Origin of the sequence: Psychrobacter sp. GP33 (genome assembly GCF_014119005.1) — a bacterium.
Lineage (GTDB): Bacteria > Pseudomonadota > Gammaproteobacteria > Pseudomonadales > Moraxellaceae > Psychrobacter.
The window spans coordinates 291,318-311,072 of the sequence record NZ_JACGYX010000003.1 but is presented as its reverse complement, the minus strand read 5'-3'; the positions used below and the strand labels follow the sequence as shown (position 1 = coordinate 311,072).

The following is a 19,755-nucleotide window of genomic DNA, read 5'->3' as shown; positions in this document are numbered from 1 at the left end:
TCGCGTTATCCAAGCCACTTCAAACCATTAGTACATTATCATTACGATCTATAATAGACCATGCCAGCAATCAAAATCATCGTGACTATGTGTTGCGAAGTATTGAAAATCTGTATGCCAAAATCACTGCAAAGTTATTAATGCTTATTAACTAGATATCGTTTCTAGCAAAGCTATTTCTTTCATAAATGCAACTTAATAAAAAAAGCCGAATGTTACGATTAAAAGTAACATTCGGCTTTTTTTATTAATATTTTACAAAACTAGAAAGAAGTACGGCGATAATTTCGGTATTTAGGTAACCAGAAATTAGAGCTCAATCGACGTTCTAAATTTTCTACGGTTACAGGTAATGCTAATTTATCTTCAACCGCTTGTAGCGCAACAGCATAGGCTATTTTTTCACTGATCTCTCTGATATATTTAATAGGCGGTAATATAGCACCGGGTGCTTTTTCATATTCCATTGAGATGTCTGCAAGTGCTTGGCTAGCAGCCGTTAACATATTATCGCTGATATTCGTCGCACGTGCTGCTAAAACGCCTAAACCAATACCTGGGAAGATATAGCTGTTATTACACTGAGAAACCTCAAAATTCTGACCATCAAAAGTTGAATTAGGGAAAGGGCTACCCGTTGCAACGATTGCTTTACCTTTGCTCCAGTTAGTCACTTCCTGCGGTGTGGCTTCAATACGTGACGTTGGGTTTGACAGTGGCAATACAATTGGATGTTCAGTATTAGCACATAACGATTCGATTAGCTCTTTGGTAAACAGACCTTTTTGCCCGCTCACGCCAAACAATACTGTTATTTTTGCTTGTTTAACTACTTGCGCTAAGCTGAGCTCCTGACCTTTATCCCAACTCTCAATATCTGATCTTTTTTGTACTAATGATGCTTGGAATTCTTGCAGTTCTGTCATGTCATCGGTTAGTAAGCCATAACGATCCACCATAAATACCTGTTTACGCGCCTGCTCTTCTGATAACCCTTCACGCTGCATTTGGCGAATAATATGCTCGGCGATACCACAACCAGCGGATCCTGCACCTAAGAATGCTATTCTTTGCTCACTGAGTTTTTGACCTTTATTTAAACACGCTGCAATCAATGTACCGACTGAAACAGCAGCAGTTCCTTGAATATCATCATTAAAGCAACATAGCTGATCACGATATCGATTCAATAACGGTGTTGCGTTCTCTTGGGCAAAATCTTCAAATTGTAATAACACTTCAGGCCAGCGACGTTTAACGGCTTGAATAAATAGATCTACAAATTCATTATATTCATCGCCAGAAATTCTTGGATTTCTCCAGCCCATATACATAGGGTCGTCAAGTAACTGCTGATTATTGGTACCAACATCTAACAAAATTGGTAGGCAGTAAGCTGGGCTAATACCACCACAAGCTGTATATAAAGATAATTTACCGATTGGAATACCCATTCCGCCAATACCTTGGTCACCTAAGCCTAAGATACGTTCACCATCGGTGACAACAATTACTTTTACTTTTTGTTTAGTGGCGTTTTGTAGCATATCATCGATTTTGTGGCGCTCAGGATACGAGATAAATAAACCGCGCTTACGGCGATAAATTTGTGAGAATTTTTCACAAGCTTGACCAACCGTTGGGGTGTATATGAGGGGCATAACTTCCTCAATATGCTGCTCAATCAAATGATGGAATAACGTCTCATTAGTATCTTGAATATTACGCAGGTAAATATGCTTATCTATATCACTGGTAAATGAGCGAAGTTGATGATAAGCGCGTAATGATTGCTCTTCAATCGTCTCAATGTTGTGAGGTAATAAACCTGTTAAATTAAAGCTATCACGTTCTTCTGATGAAAAAGCGCTACCCTTATTTAATAAAGGGGTTTCTAATAGTGCGGGCCCAGCAAAAGGAATATATAACGGACGTTTGTTCGACATAATGAAATCTTCTTATTAAAGGCGTATGAGTAAAAAAGTCTGCTCGTGCTGTATTGTACAGTGCTGCATTATACATAGCATCAGCATCTTTTTCTTATTTAGTGTGTCACTGAGGTGATGTGCTAAATACCGGGGTTTAGTGCAAAAAGTCAACTTTAGTAACCATTTTAAGCATAAAAATGGTTAATATAATCAAAATCTAATTATTTATAAGAAACAATAAACTGAATTAGAATCATAAAGGTTAAATTTGCAACAATAATGAGCATAGACTCGCGATTCGAATGAATATAGCGGTATTCTATTGCTATTAAATATGTTGTTACAATTATCTATTATAAGGCTATTAACACTTTTAATAAATAGCTTACGCTTAATAATTGATGCGCAATTTGAGCACTCTGTTAATATATTTTAATAATGCTTATCATCACGCAGACCTTATACCACGCTATGCATTGATTTAATAATTAAATTAATGCATAGCGTGGTATAAAGCCAAAACAACGGTATCATAAATAGTATTCATCGATAGCAAAAAAGTGGATACCGTTAAATCATAGCACAAAATAACAGGATAGTTACTTCCCTAACCCTCTTCCAAAAGCTACTCAGTATTACTCACTTTAAAATCATGATATAAGTTAAAAAATACCGCAGGGTCTTCAACATTATCAAGCAACTCTCGTTTATTGAGCGCCACAAACATCGCTAGAGCATAAGCTGCACAATGGATGGATTTTTTTGGATTAAATTCCATATCAGTAAAGGCTTGATATTGCATGACCTCTTCATGCAGCTGAGGATTTTGCTTGAGGGCATTCACATACAGCCAATCATAAAACGCGGTCAATGGCTCTACGCTCCACTCTATACCAAAATAATTGTAGCTAATTAATTCACCTGAAGTTATTAATCGCTCATACTTTTTAAGAATCACTTGATGCATATCATGGATGGATTTGTTCTTTTGTCTACTGGCGAATCCCACATGCCACTCAAACCTAACCATGTCCATTTTTATCAGATTGTCAGTGTTAATTCTAGGTATGAGTACGGGTTTGTATTTTATTTTATCTATTAGCGCAACTCATCAACGACTGCCAACATAGCAACCAACGAAGCTTCCCCTAGTTTAATCGAACGCTCTGGCGACCAACCTCTAGCGGCATCGGGCACATTATCGTTATCTTTAAACGGCATCTCTAAAGTATTGGCAAGGCAGTCAAAACGTTCAGCAACCCAGTTAGTGGCGACAGTCATATTCGCTTCCCCCGGTGCATCGATATCGTAACCCACGTCAGATTGGAAGTCAGCACTGGCGAGCTTTAGTACTTCTGAAAATCTATCTCGTAGAGTAGCCAACCTATCGTTGTAACTTGGCGTCCCCTGTGAACCCGCCAAAAAAACAAAAGGCAAGGCTTCATCACCGTGCACATCATAAAACAAATCCACACCTGTCGCCTCCATTTTATGAATTACATGGAAAACTTCAGGACTTTTTTCTAAACTGGGATTTAACCATTCACGGTTTAAATTCACCCCTGCTGCGTTAGTCCGTAGATGTCCGCGCACACTACCATCAGGATTCATATTAGGTACAATATAAAAGTTAGCTTTCTCTAATAATAATTTAGCGGTCGCGTTATTGCTATCTAATAAGCTATGTATCAGCCCATCGACTAACCATTCAGCCATTGTTTCACCAGGATGCTGACGCGCAATAATCCAAATGTTGCGTTTATCACTATCACTATTACCAATTTTGACTAAAGTTAAGTCGCGCTTATCCAAAGTCTCCCCTAAATGCTCTAAACTTACTAGTGCGTGTGTCTGCACGGCTGCTAATAAGTCTTGATGACGCTCATAACTGTAAGGTGTAAAATAAGCAATCTGGATGGTTTCGCATTCCATATCTGTCACTATAGTTAATTTACCGTCCTTATAAGAGGTTGGCAGACGAAACCAATGCTGACGATCGTATGAGGCAACCGCTTGGTAATTCTCCCAGCCTTTAAGGTATGACGCTTCACCAGCATTAATAATATTAAAGACATATTGCGATCCAATCTGACCTTCGAAACGGAAGTTAAACCACTGCAAAAACTCTCCGCCAAAATCTGGACGAATCGCCAACTGAATGTCTTTTTTATCCTCCAGATTAATAACTTCAATATTACCTGAATCAAAATTAGCAGTGATACGCATAACCTTTCCTTAATCAATTTGTACAATTATGATTTAAAGAATAACCTCTAATTCATCTACTTTTTAGGTTACAGTATTTTTATAAACTAAATCAACCAAAATTTTATGTACTATAAGTCTTAGACGACAGTGTGGATTTTGGTGAGGTCACTCATCATTGTATTTAGACATAATCCCTAGTGACTTCGATTCCTTCAAAATCATTATATGTTTTTTTATCTTAAATGTTAAAGGAGCCTAATGATAATTTATAAAGAATTAATCACTTTCGGTAATACAGTTTCACATTGGCCTGTTATATCAAAACTCACTGCTTTTCTTAGTACTAGTGTAGTTCAGTAAATGATAATGTAACTAATGAGAAATCTTCTATCTTCTATCTTCTATCTTCTATCTTCTTATTCAGTAAAACGCTAAGTTTGTACAATTAATTAACTATATTTATCTATTGAATATAAAAAAGCAGCCAAATCATTTATTTGGCTGCTTTAAAGTATATTATCTTTATATACTAAGCTTTAAGACAATTAACGTAAGATAACTATCTGAATTGTTATAAAGAAATCTTCTGAGCTTGACCTTTTTCAACAGCAAGTTTGGCAGCAGCAGAAGCAACAGCTAAATCTTGCAGGCCAACACCTGTACCATCAAATAGCGTGATTTCATCATCTGAGCTACGACCTGGATGGTCGCCATTGATAACGTCACCTAGGGTAGTGATATCGTCTTGCTTTATAGCACCAGATTTAATAGCATGCTGCGCTTCACCAATACTAATAGACTGGGCAATTTCGTCAGTAAATACCGTGGCAGCAGCGATTAATGCTTCATCAACTTCTTGCTTACCAACCGTATCAGTACCCATACAAGCAATATGCGTACCCGGTTTGATCCACTCTTTCATAAGCAGAGGCTCAAATGCTGAGGTAATAGTAATGATTACATCCGCTTCTGCACACAACTGTTCGCGTTCAACAGATTCAAATGGCACGCCTAGTTCTTCAGCAACTGCTTGTAAGTTTCCAAGACGATCTGCATCTTTATTCCAAGCGACTACTTTTTCAAAATTGCGTTGCTCAAGCGCAGCACGTAGCTGAAAAGTAGACTGATGACCAGCACCGACCATACCAAGCACTTTACTATCTTTGCGTGCTAGATGGGCGATTGATACCGCAGACGCTGCTGCAGTACGTATGGCAGTTAAATAGTTACCGCCAACTAGTGCGCGTAATTTGCCATTATCAGGATTGAATAAAAAAATCGTTGATTGATGATTGGTTAAGCCTTTAGCCGCATTGCCTGGCCAATATCCACCTGATTTAAGACCCAATGATTTACCAGCACGATCAAATCCTGATTTAAAGCCATATAACGCATCAGCATAACCAATTGCTTCGCGAATAACAGGGAAATTGTACGCATCGCCACGTGACATAGATGCAAATACATTTTCGACTGCGGTAAAGGCAGAATCACGATCAATCACTGACTTACAAGCATCTTCCGATACGATCAATAGACCTTCGTTGTTTTCTTCACTCATTATAAATTCCTTTTTATTATACAATTCTCAAATAAAAATGGGCTGCTGTAGGCTAAAGCTACAACAGCCCATTTAGAAAACTAAACTAATTCAGCGTATAAAGATTAGTACGCGCGACCACGTGCAGATACTGGCCATACAGTTTCAACTTTACCGTTACGGACACCAACATAAAAATCATGGATGTTACAAGTAGGATCACAGTGACCCGGTACAAGCTTCAATTTTTCATTGATTTTTAATACAGCGTTAGGATCACTTACAACGCCATGCTCATCTGAGCATTTAACGTATTCAACATCATCACGACCGTAGATGAATGGTAGGCCACTGTCTACTGATTGTGCTTTTAAACCTGCGTCAACAATCGCTTTGTCAGGTTTGGCATGACTCATAACTGACGTTAGGATGAATAAAGCATTTTCCCACTCACCAGCATCAATACGGTTGCCGTCTTCATCTAGGATACGACCGTAGTCAGCGTCCATGAATGCGTAAGAACCACACTGTAACTCATTGAAAACACCTGAGTTACTTTCGAAGTAGTAACTACCTGTACCGCCGCCAGAAACGAATTCCGGTTTTAGACCGATTTCAGTCAATGCATCGATAGCATGTTGTACTTGAGCGATAGCGACTTCAGTTTTAGCTTTACGATCGCTAAAGCTGTCCATGTGCTGCATTGCGCCTTGATAAGCCTGAATACCAGTAAATTTGATATTTTCAGCAGCATCAATCGCTTTAGCAATTTCAACAACAGCTTCAGTGGTAGTCACACCACAACGACCTGCGCCACAGTCAATTTCAATGTAGCAATTAAGTTGCGTGCCGGCTTTAGTTGCAGCAGCAGATAGTTCAGCTGCGCTATCAACGTCATCAACACAAACAGTAATGTTTGCACCTAATTTAGGCAGATTTGCTAAACGAGCAAGTTTGGCAGGCTCACGTACTTGGTTTGATACTAAGATATCTTTGATGCCGCCACGTGCAAATACTTCAGCTTCAGAAACTTTCTGACAGCATACGCCGATTGCGCCGCCAAGCTCTTGTTGCAGTTTTTGTACGTCAACTGATTTATGCATTTTGCCATGGCTACGATGACGCATGTTATGGGCTTTCGCATAATCGCCCATTTTTTTGACATTGCGCTCAAGAGCATCAAGATCCAATATCAAGCAAGGAGTTTGGATATCAGCTTCATCCATACCAACTTCAGCAGGGACGTTAAAACCAACTTCTAATTCTTCAGTAATCATACTTATGCTCCATTTGTTTTCATTGATTGTATTTTATAGTATGAAAATGCGTTTGAACTTGCGCATTTTCATACTTATTTAACGCTTAATTCATACTTATTTAACAATACTTACTCGCCGATAATTAGTTCCAAGGCAATTTATCAAGATCAACGTTACCGCCAGTGATAATGACACCAACCTTTTTACCTGCAAAGACGTCTTTATTTTTTAGAATAACGGCAAGTGGAACCGCACAACTTGGCTCAATAACGATTTTCATATGAGTCCACGTTAGCTTCATCGCTTCAATGATTTCTTCTTCTGTCGCAGTCAAGATATCAGTCACGTAATTACTAACAAAATGCCACGTTAAGTCTTTAAGCGGTACTTTTAAGCCATCAGCAACGGTGTTAGGTGCATCATCAGCAATGATATGACCCGCTTTGAAGGAACGTGCAGCATCATCAGCGTTTAATGGCTCAGCAGCGTATATTTTAACGTCTGGTGCAAGATTCGATAATGTTAAGCAAGTACCAGATATCATACCGCCGCCACCGATTGGCGCAACAACCATATCCGGCTTCACGCCTCTTTCTTCCATTTGCTCTAAAAACTCACGTGAACAGGTCGCTTGACCTGCGATTACGCGTGGGTCATTGTATGGATGAATAAAGTCGCCGCCAGTTTCTGCTTGAACTTTAGCAAATACTTCTTCGCGTGAAGTGGTAGATGGCTCACATTCAGTAATGATACCGCCATAACCACGTACCGCAGCTTTTTTAGCTTCTGGTGCGCTATAAGGCATGACCACATTACAAGGTATACCACGACGACCTGCAGCATAAGACAAAGATAAAGCATGGTTGCCTGAGCTGTGCGTACAAACGCCTTTTTTGGCTTCTTCTTCAGACAGACCGAAGACTGCATTCGATGCACCACGTACTTTAAATGCACCTGCTTTTTGGAAGTTTTCGCATTTGAAGAACATCTCACAGCCTGCCAACTCATTTAAGAACTGAGAGGTCAACACTGGTGTACGATGAATATACGGCTTGATACGCTCATGAGCCTCTAACATATCATCAAGAGTTGGAATCACTAATCCATCGTCATTTGTTATCATAAAAAATATACCTTAGAGATTTTTGTTAATTTGTTAAGTGGTTTCTTCTTAACTTGTTTTATATCTGATTACTAATTTTTCTTATTTGACAATTAGTTATTGCGGAAGTATTCTTGCGCAGCTGCAACACCTTGACCTAGCGTGATTGGATAGTTCAAATCAGCCATTGCCATCTCAATTGTTGCTAGTCCTGCTAATACCATCACTTCAGTCAATGAACCTAAATGACCAATTCTGAAAGCCTTACCATTCATCTCGCCTAAACCAATACCAAAAGAGATACCGTATTTATTAAAAGCGTGATCGGTAAGCTCATTACTGTCAAAACCTTCAGGAACAAAGATAGCGCTTACAGTATTAGAATAAAGATCAGGAGTTTGAGCACATAGTTTCATACCCCATGCACTAACGGCTTGGCGTACGCCTTCAGCTAAACGATAATGACGCGCATAAACGTTTTCAAGCCCTTCCTCAGCCAACATCTCAAGACTTTCTCTTAAACCATAGATTAGGTTTAATGGTGGTGTATAAGGAAAGCCGCCATTGGCATTTGCTTTCAACATATCACGGAAGTCAAAATAAGTGCGTGGTAGCTTAGCTTCGTCCATATGACTCAAGGCTTTTTGACTAACGCCTAATACTGCCATACCTGTTGCGAGCATAAAACCCTTTTGCGAACCAGCAACAGCAACGTCGACGCCCCACTCATCCATCTTGAAAGGTACAGAAGCAATTGAGCTGACGCCATCTACAAACAATAGAGCAGGATGAGTAGCGCTATCCATTGCCTTACGAACGGCACCAATATCGCTCATTACCCCAGTCGCTGTCTCGTTATGCGTAACCATGACCGCTTTTATCTCGTGCTCTGTATCTGCACTTAAAATAGCATCAAATTTATCGGCAGGTGCACCAGTTCCCCAAGGACATTCAACGATTTGCACATCAAGCCCGTGACGTTGACACATATCGATCCAGCGATGAGAAAACATACCGTAGCGTGCAATTAGAACTTTATCGCCAGGTGATAAAGTATTACTGATAGCCGCTTCCCAACCGCCTGTCCCGCTAGAGGTAAATAACAGAACTTCACCATCTTGCGTACCAATTACTTTTTTGACACCAGAGAGCACAGGCAAAAAGGTATCTGAGAAATCAGGCGCACGATGATCTTGAGACGGCACATTCATCGCGCGACGTAGTCTGTCTGGAATATTAGTAGGACCAGGAATAAAAATTGGGTTTTGTAGTGACATGATTCACATCCTTGTAAGTATAGACAAAGGTTACATACAAATTGTATAGGCAGGTTAAAGTCTAGAGTCTTCCTGACTCATACAGTTTTGTTTTTTGTTTTTTGCAGGTTTTAAAAGTTAACCATGTTATTAAAAGAATGAAGTTGCAGGTAATTTATCATTTTACTACTTACTGCATTCTTTCTATGGTGTTTGTTGCGGTAAACGTTTATGCGAATAATCGGCTTATATTTTTTGGTTGAGAAACTATAAATACGAGTCAACTCAATAGAATATAGCATCAGCAGAAAGTTGTTATTAAGATACAGGGAAATCTGCTTTATTACAAGTAGTAGAGCCTATAATATTTTTCGACCACCTTCGCGAAGCTTGCTAAATTTTTCATACCAATACTGCCAAGACTACCGAATAGCATTCTTTAAAATTATCTGAGAGATAGATATTTTATCAATGACATCCGTTCAATAATTAAAATGATAGGCATTTGCTTTACAAATAAATACCTTAAAAAAGCCTTTCAAATCTGCGCTTAACAATCATTTAATCAATATTTTTTGGTGGCTAAACTCACGTTATGTCGCGCCTTTAATGAGCTATGATATAGGCTAAATCGTTGTTTTAAAAATAAATTTTAAAATCTTTATGTTGTTATAAGTCTTCATATCATTCAAATAAGACTTCCAGAATAACTTTGGTATACATCTGACTTTTAATATAGAAAATCGATTATGAAATTTTTGCTACTTCTTCTACTCGTTTACCAGAAAATTCTGATCGCTTTATGTTATGAAGGAAAAATCACTACCTCATCACCGTCTTGCCATGGTGTAAACTTGGTCATCGCCTCAAGAAACAACGGGTGTTCCAACCAATTTTGTAGCCACGCCTGCAGGTTTGGATAGGGTAGATTATTAAAAATATTTTTATCCACATGAGCGAATTGACGAATAAAAGGCATGATACAAATATCGGCAAGGCTCACGCTATTCCCTAACAGGAAAGGGGTTTTAGTTAGTAATGCTTCTAAAACATGTAAAAAGGCTTCACCCTGTTGTCGATATTCTATTTGAGTCATCTCGGGATGGCGATCAGCATATTTATAACAATTCAGCCAATGTTTAAAGTCGTTATCATTTTGTTCAATCAGAACAGTGGCTTGATGCAAAACTTCTATATCTAATAACCCTTGAGGGTCTTGACACTTAAGCGCCCACATAATTATCTCTAAGCTCTCTTCAATTACCTCATCATCGACAAGCTGCAAAACAGGCACTGTTCCTTTTGGACTAATCGATAACAGCTGAGCAGGTTTATTTTTTAAAACGATCTCCCGAATCTCTATAGGTAACTCTGCAAATAAGAGACCCAAACGCGCACGCATCGCATAGGGACAGCGACGAAAAGAATACAAGCAAGGAAGTAATGAGGTCATAGGTATTTTTCGCAGTTACTATGTAGTTACTATAAAGGTGAAAGGAAAATAATGGACTCAAATCTACTGATTCCAACTATTATATATTTTGAGCCTAGTCTGTAATAAAATTAATCATACAGTCTATATAATACATATAAGATAATTAAGTATTTTACAAGGAGGTATGACATGAGCACATCGAATAAAGTAAGCTTTGATGATTTCATCCAAGCTCAAAATACTATCTATTCTTCAGTAATCAAAGAGTTACCTCAGGGTAAAAAGCGTACACATTGGATGTGGTTTATCTTTCCGCAGATTCGGGGTCTAGGCTACAGTACGATGGCACAGCGTTTTGCCTTAGATAACACGGCACAAGCGCAGCAATACTTACAACACAAGGTACTTGGTAAGCGGCTATTAGAATGTGCTGAATTATTGCAGCAGCACTCTCATAAGAGTGCTGCTGCAATAATTCAGCACGCCCGATAATTTAAAACTGCACTCTTCATTAACATTGTTTGCTATAGCCGCTGGTAAAGACTCAGTCTTTGAGCTGCTTTTAAACCAGTTTTTTTCAGGCAACTATGATTTGAACACAATGTCTATTTTAGAGCAACAAGTCAAATAACAGAATAAGCTCGATAGAAATAGAAAAATCCAATGCTAAACGCTTTATTTAAACGTCTAACATTGGATTGATATTAATCATATCTTACTTTAAAGCCTAACTTTCCAACTGATCTATCATGCTTTGGTATTTTTCTTTTTTCGCAGTAATTTTACTGCGCTCTTCTGCTACGTCATCTGCTGAGCTCTCAGAGCTTTCTACTTTCTTATCTAGCGCTTCAAGTTCAGCTTTCACACCATCAAGCAGTCTGTTTAGTAGCATGGCTACTGCTTTCTCAGAAACTTCATGAGTAATACCTGATGTTTCAGCTAGAATGTCGTCTTTAAGCTTTGTTGCCCATTGATATATATTGGCAACAGTCGCGCTTTGTTTATCAGTATCTTCAGAGCCAGATTTATCTTCTCTATCTGACATGAGCTCATCTTTAAGTTTAGTCGCCCATTGATATATATGGTTAATTGTTGAACCAGACTTATCTTCTTTATCAGACTCGTCTTCTTTATCAGACTTACCTTCTTTATCAGACTCGTCTTCTTGATCAGACTTACCTTCTTTACCAGACTTACCTTCTTTATCAGACTTACCTTCTTTATCAGACTTGTCTTCTTTGTCAGACTTATCTTCTTTATCAGACTTGTCTTCTTTATCAGACTTGTCTTCTTTATCAGATTCATCTTCTTCAAAAATTACGTGATCGCCTTTTAGTACCTCTACAGAGGTTACTGGACTGTCTTTATGAGCATCTACTGCCTCATTTTCTTTATTGTTGTTACTGATATTATCGATATTAAGAGGCTTATCTGACATAGTTTCTCGTCCTTATAGTATTTAAATATGGAGTTACGCGAAATATTGTTACCTAATACTAAGCCAGTACCATCTTTTGTTCAGTGTATTAATGTAAATTTACATAGCAAATTCTTATCTAGCAAAAAATATAAGATATTTAATAACTCACTTTAAAACATAGCTTTGTTTAATAATTGATGCTTCTTATACATTTAGCGGAACTACTAAGCTTTTCTAAAACTTTAAACCATAATTTTTTGATTACTGTAGCCATTAACACTATTTTAGCATCAACCGTTTTGTCAAACTCCTCCTCTTTATTACAATTACAGAGGTCGTTGACCGTCGCTGTATTATTGTCACATTACAATCATTTATCTCATTAATCAGACGTAATTTCAAACCTATAGAAGCACTAAAATCTATAGAAGCGATAATAGTCAATCAACCTATCATCTATCAATGCTCATGATAAATACTATTTAAGGTTACAGAAAATCTGTTGGTTCCCGACGACACGAAAACCATTCGAAAACATACTTTTTCTACTTTTAAAACAGTGCAGCTTTATGCTAAGGCACTGTTCAAGTATTCCCTATATGCTATTACTACAATGTTCCAATTGCACATTAAAATAACAAGTTTCAATCTATAATCCATCTAATGACTATTAATTATATTTGTTTGCCTTTAATTGTTCATCAGTTCTTTTTTAATTAGCATTAATTTTAAAAATGTATAGCCGAGCTAGAAAACAATGAGTCCTCACTTGTTTATGTTTATAAGTTGTTATGTGAATTTATAAGTTAACTTGTAGCTAGCCTAAAGAATAACACCTGCCTTAGTAATTAATTATTTAACTTGGCATTTAGTAAAAATGATATAAAAAAGGACAACTCGTTTGCAATTATGTACCACTCGTTTGACATGGGTACGTTTCGTACGATTTACGACATTGTTAAGCCTTTCTATATTACAGTTTTGATGGTATAGGACAGGTAAGTCATATTCTCTGAAACGGATTATTTGGAGTGAACGATATGTCAAAGAACAATACTAATAACGTAGACAAAGTAGATAACGTAAAAACAGGACATAAGCAGAAGAAGAAATTCGAGATGCCTCATATTTATGTCATCTTATTTGTATTTAGTGGTATGGCAGCCATTTTGACCCATTTTCTACCATCGGGTAAATACGATCGGGTTCTTGGACCAGAAGGCAGAACCACAATTGATGCCACGTCTTATCGCCTGATAGAACAAACGCCTGTTGGAATTGCTGAATTTTTAACGGCTGTGCCTAGAGGTTTAATTGAAGCAAGTGAGGTGATATTCTTTATTCTCATCATCGGTGGCATGTTTATGGTGGTTAGAAAAACCGGTATTATTGAAGTAGCGGTTGATAAACTTGCCGGAAAATTCGCTAATAATGGTTTGTTACTCATCGCTGTATTGACCACTGTTTTTGCCTTTATTGCCACACTTATTGGTACCGTAGAGTTATCTTTAGTATATATCCCTGTGATTATGCCTTTAATTATCGCCTTAGGATATGATTCCGTAACGGCAGCTTCTATTGCGTTATGTGGCACTGCTGCTGGCTTTAGCGCTGGTGTACTCAACCCAATCAATACTGGACTTGCACAAAAACTCTCCGGGCTACCTGTTTTTTCAGGGATGGGATTACGCACAATCGTATTATTGTTAGCGATTGCTACCGCTGTTCTCTTTATCATGCGCTATGCTCAAAAAGTTAAAAACAACCCATTAAAGAGTTATGTTTATGAAGAAGACCGTGCAAAAAGAATAGAGTTTACTAAGGTTGTCAGCGATGATGTCTTAACCATGTCACCTCGTCAAAAACTAGCAGCATATACAACTTTCATTATGTTTGGTGTACTGGTATACGGTGTCATCAAGCAAGGATGGTTCATGGTAGAGATGTCAGGCTTGTTTGTTATCATGGGCGTAACAGTTGGCTTGGTCGCTGGTCTGAAACTTACTGAAATATGTGATGGCTTCAACCAAGGCTTTCGAGATGTATTGATGGGTGCGCTCATCGCCGGTTTAGCACGCTCAATCGCGGTTATCTTTGAAGATGGCAATATCATGGATACGATTGCCTATACGTTAGGCGCTTTAGTTGGCAATTTACCTCCTGAGTTTGCAGCGGTTGGTATGTATTTTGTTCAGACAGGCATTAACTTAATCATTCCATCTGGTAGTGGCCAAGCGTTAGTCACCATGCCGATTATGGCCCCACTTGCTGATATCGTTGGTATCACCAGACAAACTGCAGTTCTAGCGTATCAGCTCGGCGATGGTTTTACGCACGTACTTTTCCCAACCAGTGGTTATTTTATGGCAGCGCTTGTGATTGCTGGCGTTCCTTACCAAAAATGGCTACGCTTTTTCTTACCACTTTTTGGAGCGTGGGCGACCATTGCTATCGCTGCATTGATTTTCGCACAACTGATAGGTTGGTCATAATTAGGTATTGTTAGCAGTATTAAGAAGAAAGGATAAATTATCCTTTCTTCTCTTGCTTCATATCACAATTTTTAAGTGATATTACAACCCAAGCACTTGTTTAACGGCTTTCACATACGAGCGACTTACCGACACTTTAGACCCATCCTTCAAAACGATTAAGTAAGTTCGATTGAACCAAGGCTCTAAGGCGGCTATTTGTTTGATATTAACAATATAGCCTCTATGCACTTGAACGAACCCATCTCCAAGTTTGTCCATTATCTTATAAAGCAGGGTATCTGTTTCATACTTCTTATCTATAGTCTGAATATAAGCTTGACGATTTTCAGTACCGATATATAAAATATCTTTAGTATTAATTACAATAATTCGGCCTTCTTCTTTGACCGTAATGCTGTATTTTTTGTCCTTGTTTTCTAAAACTGGTGGCTCAACTTCGGTTTCTAACTCCTGCTGTCCTCCGAGTTTTATCAGTTTATTGATCGCTTTTGTCAGTCTAATCTTATCAACTGGTTTGACGATATAATCTATAGCATCAAGCTCAAAAGCGTCTACTGCATATTCATCATAGGCGGTCACAAAAACAATCATAGGCGAATTTTTCATATTCCTAAATTGCTTGGCAAGATCAAGACCATTGCCATTTTCAAGCTCTATGTCCAAAAATACCGCATCTGGCTGTTTTTCATTAATATCCCACAGGGCTTGATGAATATCTTCTGCTTCACCAACTACAGTTACCTTTCCTGTATCATTTAGCAAATAAATCAATTCTTGTCTTGCCAATACTTCATCTTCAATCACATAGACATTCATCAGCACTTTTCCCTAAGTTTTAGCTGGCAATGTAATGGAAACACACGTTCCCTTACCAGGATTACTACTGATAGCAAACCTAGCATCTTGACTATATAAAGCAGTAAGCCGTTCTTTTATATTAAATAATGCCGTTCCGCTGCCGTCCTTTGATGACTTGACCACACGCTCACCCAAATCTATCCTTCGATTTGGATGAACACCTATACCATTGTCTTTAACTTTAATGGCAATTAAATTATTAGTACTGGCTTTAATTTCAATGTGAACAACACCTTTTATTTTTGCTTTTTTAAATTCACCGTGCTTGATTGCATTTTCAACTAAGGGCTGGATAATAAATGGCGGAATAAGCAAATCGGCGACATTATCATCGATGGCTATCTGCACATCAAACTTATTGGGAAAACGCGCTTGTTCAATCGCCAAATAGGCTTGTACATTCTCCATCTCTTTATTAACCGATACTAGAAAATCTCCAATACCCGATAAGTTGTTTCTCAGATAAGTCGATAAGTGCAACAATAAATCTCGGGCAAGCATGGGATCAATTCTACATAATGCCACAATCGTATTTAGGGCATTAAATAGGAAATGAGGTTGAATTTGTGACTGAAGCGCCTCTATTTTTGCATCTTGTAATAATTTATTGTGACGCTCAATCTCACCAATTTCTAGCTGGCTCGAGAAAAGCTTTCCTAATCCTTCTATGAGTTCTCTTTCAACCGCTGTAATATGTATCGAACTGCCATAGTAAAAGGTAATAGTGCCGATTGTTTTGTCATGAACACAAAATGGCAGCACTACCGACGCTCTGCTCTTAGCTTTATTTGAAAACACCCACTTTGACTTTGATTCACTTAATACAGATTTTCCTGTTTCTAAGACCTTTTTACGCAGCATTAAATCCTGCTCAATATTTCTCTTCTGATCCGTGGCTGTCCCTGTGTACGCCAGTTCGCGTAGCCCTCTTGTTATGGAAACGTGCTCCACACCTGTTAACTGTTTAATAATTTTTGTACTTTCTTTAGCAGAGTTTTCATCCAAGCCTGCGCGAAATAAAGAAAAGGTACGATCTGCAATTGAGAATGTTTTTACCGTCTGATTTGCTCTTGTGCTCTCCTCTTCTTGCACTGCATTGTAAAAAATCATCGCACATATCCAGACACCAATACTATTGATAACAATAACTGGAATGCCTGTAAAACTTATTAGTTTAAGTGCCCTCATATGATCAGCATTTAAGATAGGAATGGCTATGATTTGAATGGTTAAGATAATAATACTTATGAAAAACATGTGTTTGGGTTTAATAAGACTCATACCGCGCCGTTTGTAGCCAAACCATCCTGCAAGTCCACCTCCTAAAATAGATATCCAGAAAATAGAGCCGCTAATAAAGCCGCCCATTAATAGACGATGCCCTCCTGCAATTAAGGATGCGCCTATGCCAACGATTGGACCTGCAAAAAAGCCGCCAATAATGATGCCGATGTTCCGGGTATCTACTAGGGCATTATTTGACTCAAGAGTGGGATTCCATAAATTTGAGACAATCGTCTGATTGCCAGGCTCTACAACCAATGCCGTATAATTGCCAATAACACCAAACATACCAAAGATACTGATTAAAACGAATAAACCGCCGATACCGACCCGATGATAAATCATTTTTCTAAAGATAGACAATCTCGTGATTAGAAAGGCAATGGTTATAATAAGTGTCATCCTTGACAACATTTGTGTAATCAATTCCCACATTAACATTTGCTATTCCTATTATTTTTTGCCTAATTAAAAGATAATATAAGTGCGTACCTCGCCGCTTTTACAAGAGTTATATAGGACAAAAGTATAAAGCTGCAAAAAGAGATATGAATATATTTCTTTATTAGACTTCTTTGAATCACATTAAGAAATCAGTCCTACTCATTTAACCATCCTACTCTAAACTTAAATAATAACCGATAATAGTTTGTCATATAGTAAGTCCAATCAATATACAAACTCACTATTATAAAAATTAAGGTTTTTAAGTATCATATATTGAATTATCATAATTAGCGTTTAATACTATAAAGTCTACTGCTAAGAGTACTCTGTATCATGTTTGAATTTGATTTAAGCTTAAAATTAATGGTATATCATTTTCTTCAATTAGGTATTGCTTTCATACTGTCGTTACCGATTGCCCTGAACCGTGAAATGAAGGATAAGGGTGCAGGACTCAGAACCTTTCCTTTGGTGAGTATTGCATCGTGCGCTTTTATGCTGGTTGCTGTAGATATCTATCATGGCTCACAACCTGAAGCGAGAATCATGTACGCTATTATTACTGGTATGGGTTTTATTGGTGGTGGTGCTATTTTTAAAGGCGATGATAGCGTAAAAGGAACAGCAACTGCAGCAAGTTTATGGAATACAGCGGCTATCGGCATCTCAGTTGCTTATGGGCGTTATGAGATTGCGATTATATTGTCGGTTGTTAACTTTCTAATCCTTCAATTCTCAGAACCATTTAAGGCAAAAAATAAGCGTTAGTTACCTTTCTAATAAAAAGCCTGCCGATAAAATGGTATTTATCGGCAGGCTTTTTACTATTAATCATTTAACACTCTGCTTGGTTAATTATTTTACTATTAATCATTTAGCCAGTTATCATTTAGCTAGTTATCATTGGCAGCCAACGACATCAAAGCCAATAAGGTTACTAACAGTAACAGTAACAGTAACGGTAGCGTAATCAGCACGTCCACGTGTAAGCCATGTGAATTTCACCAGCTCTTCACACACATCGACGATACTCTGATATAAAGGCGATAATTGCATCCGATTGTCGTCATTAAATTCTAAAAAGACTTTTGGGATAGAAGATTGATTAGGGATAGTAATCATACACATCCAACGCCCAAGAATACGCGGCTGATTGCCAGTGTTTTACCTTGTGTAGGTCGCACACCCCCAAATGACACTGGTATCCAATTAATCTGCGCTTTCATAAGACAGGTGATGCTGCCGTGACGCTCAGTACTTACCCACAGCATACCCTCTGACCATACCAGCGTAATATTCGGCTTGCTTCTTCTGCGGCTAATTTAGAAAATTAGCATTCACGTAACGAGCCGTACAGCACCAATACCTTTGGGCATGGCGCGGGTCGTATGCTCCAATCAAAGACTCAATATCAATCGGATGCAAATATTCATTGTCAATATTTGACAAGTCATTCAAATCTATTACTGCTTCTGGAGTATGACTTATCGCATTACTACCAAGATATTATAATACTTCACCGTCTTCTTTAATAAAACGACTGATAGGATGCGTTAATAAGTCAAACACTCGCTCTGAAGGACGACACAATGCAGCACCTTTATCAGTGATCACAATGGGACGGTTGATTAAAATAGGATTCGCAATCATGACATCGATAAGCTGCTCATCAGACAACCCTGCATCATCCAGCTCCAAAGCAACCATCTCTTTTTGCCGTAATAACTCACGCGGTGAAATTTTCATTAAGTCGAGCAGTTCAACCAGATAATCTCGTGTGGGCGGCGTTTTTAGATACTCGATAATATTAGGCGTTTCACCTGACGCTTTCATAATGGCTAAGGTATTGCGCGAAGTACCACAGTTCGGATTGTGAAAAATAATGGGTGTCATAACGACCTTGTGTCAGGTAAGAATTGTCATAATTTTAGTGAGAATAGCAGCTATTAGCGATATATTGCATCGATTTACTCAGCTAACAATTTAGTGAGCAGCTCATCAATTTCTACTTTAAACTCTTTATCTTCAATCTTATTAGCGGTTATCTTTGCGTTCTGTAGGCTGGTAATAGCAGCATCCTTTTGCCCCAATTCAATTTGAATGACTGCCATAGAAAACGCAATTGATGACAAATGATCTTTTGAATTGATGGCTTTGGCTTTCTCTAGTGCCTTATCGTAAATGACTAGCGCTTCGTCTAAGTCTGCTGTGAAATCTGCTAGCGTTTCCCATTGTTCTGGATGGTCTTTATCCGTATTATCATTGTCGACACAAATTGCTTTTAGCTCGCTATATAGCCAATTAAAGGCTTCTTGATGCCCTTTTCTATCCGCTTCTAGTAGCTTTTCAGCCAATGTATAGACGGATTTATATATTTTGGTATTAATCATGACTCACTTCCTTTTTAAAATTGGGCATATCCACTTTGGGCGAGAATATGAGTGAAACTGTGGGCGAAATATGGACAAATCGTTATTTTAACATCATTTGTGTTACTGCTGAACGGCAGACGTAAGCAAGGGC

17 protein-coding genes and 1 pseudogene are annotated in these 19,755 nt (G+C 38.2%); 4 read left to right on the top strand and 14 right to left on the bottom strand.

Annotated features, from left to right (window positions below):
- Positions 1–263: 263 nt before the first annotated feature.
- The 8 genes from H2245_RS06100 to H2245_RS06065 all read right to left on the bottom strand — a co-directional run bounded on the left by H2245_RS06100 (position 264) and on the right by H2245_RS06065 (position 10,746).
- Positions 264–1,946, bottom strand: a complete 1,683-nt coding sequence (locus H2245_RS06100; protein ID WP_182406492.1) for an NAD-dependent malic enzyme — start codon at positions 1,944–1,946, stop codon at positions 264–266.
- A gap of 607 nt (positions 1,947–2,553) precedes the next feature.
- On the bottom strand, positions 2,554–3,018 hold the full coding sequence (locus H2245_RS06095; RefSeq protein WP_404944663.1) for a DUF6977 family protein: 465 nt from the start codon (positions 3,016–3,018) through the stop codon (positions 2,554–2,556).
- Positions 3,019–3,026: 8 nt separating this feature from the next.
- Complete coding sequence (locus H2245_RS06090) at positions 3,027–4,154, bottom strand: carboxypeptidase family protein (RefSeq protein WP_182406491.1); 1,128 nt, start codon at positions 4,152–4,154, stop codon at positions 3,027–3,029.
- A 553-nt stretch (positions 4,155–4,707) separates the two neighbouring features.
- A complete protein-coding gene (bhcD, locus tag H2245_RS06085) occupies positions 4,708–5,697 on the bottom strand; it encodes an iminosuccinate reductase BhcD (protein ID WP_182406490.1) in 990 nt (329 codons plus the stop codon).
- 104 nt (positions 5,698–5,801) lie between these two features.
- Positions 5,802–6,953 carry a 3-hydroxy-D-aspartate aldolase BhcC gene (bhcC, locus tag H2245_RS06080; protein WP_182406489.1) on the bottom strand — a complete coding sequence of 384 codons (1,152 nt, stop codon included), beginning with the start codon at positions 6,951–6,953 and terminating at the stop codon, positions 5,802–5,804.
- 124 nt (positions 6,954–7,077) lie between these two features.
- Complete coding sequence (gene bhcB, locus H2245_RS06075; protein ID WP_182406488.1) at positions 7,078–8,058, bottom strand: beta-hydroxyaspartate dehydratase BhcB; 981 nt, start codon at positions 8,056–8,058, stop codon at positions 7,078–7,080.
- 92 nt (positions 8,059–8,150) lie between these two features.
- The gene (gene bhcA / locus H2245_RS06070) at positions 8,151–9,314 is read right to left on the bottom strand and encodes an L-aspartate--glyoxylate aminotransferase BhcA (RefSeq protein ID WP_182406487.1); all 1,164 of its coding nucleotides are present in this window, start codon (positions 9,312–9,314) and stop codon (positions 8,151–8,153) included.
- A gap of 784 nt (positions 9,315–10,098) precedes the next feature.
- Positions 10,099–10,746: a glutathione S-transferase gene (locus H2245_RS06065; RefSeq protein WP_182406486.1), complete on the bottom strand. Its 648-nt coding sequence runs from the start codon at positions 10,744–10,746 to the stop codon at positions 10,099–10,101.
- A 171-nt stretch (positions 10,747–10,917) separates the two neighbouring features.
- On the opposite strand from H2245_RS06065, the gene H2245_RS06060 reads away from it, so the two are divergent.
- Positions 10,918–11,220, top strand: a complete 303-nt coding sequence (locus H2245_RS06060; protein ID WP_259365103.1) for a DUF1810 domain-containing protein — start codon at positions 10,918–10,920, stop codon at positions 11,218–11,220.
- A 25-nt stretch (positions 11,221–11,245) separates the two neighbouring features.
- Complete coding sequence (locus tag H2245_RS12215) at positions 11,246–11,359, top strand: hypothetical protein (protein WP_404944660.1); 114 nt, start codon at positions 11,246–11,248, stop codon at positions 11,357–11,359.
- A gap of 96 nt (positions 11,360–11,455) precedes the next feature.
- Here the strand turns inward: H2245_RS12215 and H2245_RS06055 are convergent, their stop codons facing one another.
- Entirely contained in the window at positions 11,456–12,166 is a 711-nt protein-coding gene (locus H2245_RS06055; RefSeq protein ID WP_182406485.1) for a hypothetical protein, read from the bottom strand.
- A 1,022-nt stretch (positions 12,167–13,188) separates the two neighbouring features.
- Between H2245_RS06055 and H2245_RS06050 the strand changes: the two genes are divergently transcribed.
- Positions 13,189–14,640, top strand: a complete 1,452-nt coding sequence (locus H2245_RS06050; protein ID WP_182406484.1) for a YfcC family protein — start codon at positions 13,189–13,191, stop codon at positions 14,638–14,640.
- Positions 14,641–14,721: 81 nt separating this feature from the next.
- On the opposite strand, the gene H2245_RS06045 is transcribed toward H2245_RS06050, so the two are convergent.
- Both H2245_RS06045 and H2245_RS06040 read right to left on the bottom strand, forming a co-directional pair.
- Complete coding sequence (locus H2245_RS06045) at positions 14,722–15,459, bottom strand: LytTR family DNA-binding domain-containing protein (RefSeq protein WP_182406483.1); 738 nt, start codon at positions 15,457–15,459, stop codon at positions 14,722–14,724.
- 12 nt (positions 15,460–15,471) lie between these two features.
- Positions 15,472–17,226, bottom strand: a complete 1,755-nt coding sequence (locus tag H2245_RS06040) for a LytS/YhcK type 5TM receptor domain-containing protein (protein WP_182406482.1) — start codon at positions 17,224–17,226, stop codon at positions 15,472–15,474.
- A 339-nt stretch (positions 17,227–17,565) separates the two neighbouring features.
- On the opposite strand from H2245_RS06040, the gene H2245_RS06035 reads away from it, so the two are divergent.
- Positions 17,566–18,000, top strand: a complete 435-nt coding sequence (locus H2245_RS06035; protein WP_182406481.1) for an MgtC/SapB family protein — start codon at positions 17,566–17,568, stop codon at positions 17,998–18,000.
- Positions 18,001–18,192: 192 nt separating this feature from the next.
- On the opposite strand, the pseudogene H2245_RS06030 reads toward H2245_RS06035, so the two are convergent.
- The 3 genes and pseudogenes from H2245_RS06030 to H2245_RS06020 all read right to left on the bottom strand — a co-directional run.
- Positions 18,193–18,521 (bottom strand): annotated as a pseudogene (locus tag H2245_RS06030) (arsenical resistance protein ArsH); the annotation flags it as partial.
- A gap of 217 nt (positions 18,522–18,738) precedes the next feature.
- On the bottom strand, positions 18,739–19,125 hold the full coding sequence (gene arsC / locus H2245_RS06025) for an arsenate reductase (glutaredoxin) (RefSeq protein ID WP_182406480.1): 387 nt from the start codon (positions 19,123–19,125) through the stop codon (positions 18,739–18,741).
- Positions 19,126–19,199: 74 nt separating this feature from the next.
- On the bottom strand, positions 19,200–19,622 hold the full coding sequence (locus H2245_RS06020) for a tetratricopeptide repeat protein (protein ID WP_182406479.1): 423 nt from the start codon (positions 19,620–19,622) through the stop codon (positions 19,200–19,202).
- Positions 19,623–19,755: the final 133 nt, after the last annotated feature.

Excerpts from the sequence above, each read along its gene's own strand:
- H2245_RS06100 (WP_182406492.1), bottom strand. The coding sequence starts at position 1,946 with ATGTCGAACAAACGTCCGTTATATATTCCTTTTGCTGGGCCCGCACTA.
- H2245_RS06090 (WP_182406491.1), bottom strand. The coding sequence starts at position 4,154 with ATGCGTATCACTGCTAATTTTGATTCAGGTAATATTGAAGTTATTAAT.
- bhcD (WP_182406490.1), bottom strand. The coding sequence starts at position 5,697 with ATGAGTGAAGAAAACAACGAAGGTCTATTGATCGTATCGGAAGATGCT.
- bhcC (WP_182406489.1), bottom strand. The coding sequence starts at position 6,953 with ATGATTACTGAAGAATTAGAAGTTGGTTTTAACGTCCCTGCTGAAGTT.
- bhcB (WP_182406488.1), bottom strand. The coding sequence starts at position 8,058 with ATGATAACAAATGACGATGGATTAGTGATTCCAACTCTTGATGATATG.
- bhcA (WP_182406487.1), bottom strand. The coding sequence starts at position 9,314 with ATGTCACTACAAAACCCAATTTTTATTCCTGGTCCTACTAATATTCCA.
- H2245_RS06065 (WP_182406486.1), bottom strand. The coding sequence starts at position 10,746 with ATGACCTCATTACTTCCTTGCTTGTATTCTTTTCGTCGCTGTCCCTAT.
- H2245_RS06060 (WP_259365103.1), top strand. The coding sequence starts at position 10,918 with ATGAGCACATCGAATAAAGTAAGCTTTGATGATTTCATCCAAGCTCAA.
- H2245_RS06055 (WP_182406485.1), bottom strand. The coding sequence starts at position 12,166 with ATGTCAGATAAGCCTCTTAATATCGATAATATCAGTAACAACAATAAA.
- H2245_RS06050 (WP_182406484.1), top strand. The coding sequence starts at position 13,189 with ATGTCAAAGAACAATACTAATAACGTAGACAAAGTAGATAACGTAAAA.
- H2245_RS06045 (WP_182406483.1), bottom strand. The coding sequence starts at position 15,459 with ATGAATGTCTATGTGATTGAAGATGAAGTATTGGCAAGACAAGAATTG.
- H2245_RS06040 (WP_182406482.1), bottom strand. The coding sequence starts at position 17,226 with ATGTTAATGTGGGAATTGATTACACAAATGTTGTCAAGGATGACACTT.
- H2245_RS06035 (WP_182406481.1), top strand. The coding sequence starts at position 17,566 with ATGTTTGAATTTGATTTAAGCTTAAAATTAATGGTATATCATTTTCTT.
- arsC (WP_182406480.1), bottom strand. The coding sequence starts at position 19,125 with ATGACACCCATTATTTTTCACAATCCGAACTGTGGTACTTCGCGCAAT.
- H2245_RS06020 (WP_182406479.1), bottom strand. The coding sequence starts at position 19,622 with ATGATTAATACCAAAATATATAAATCCGTCTATACATTGGCTGAAAAG.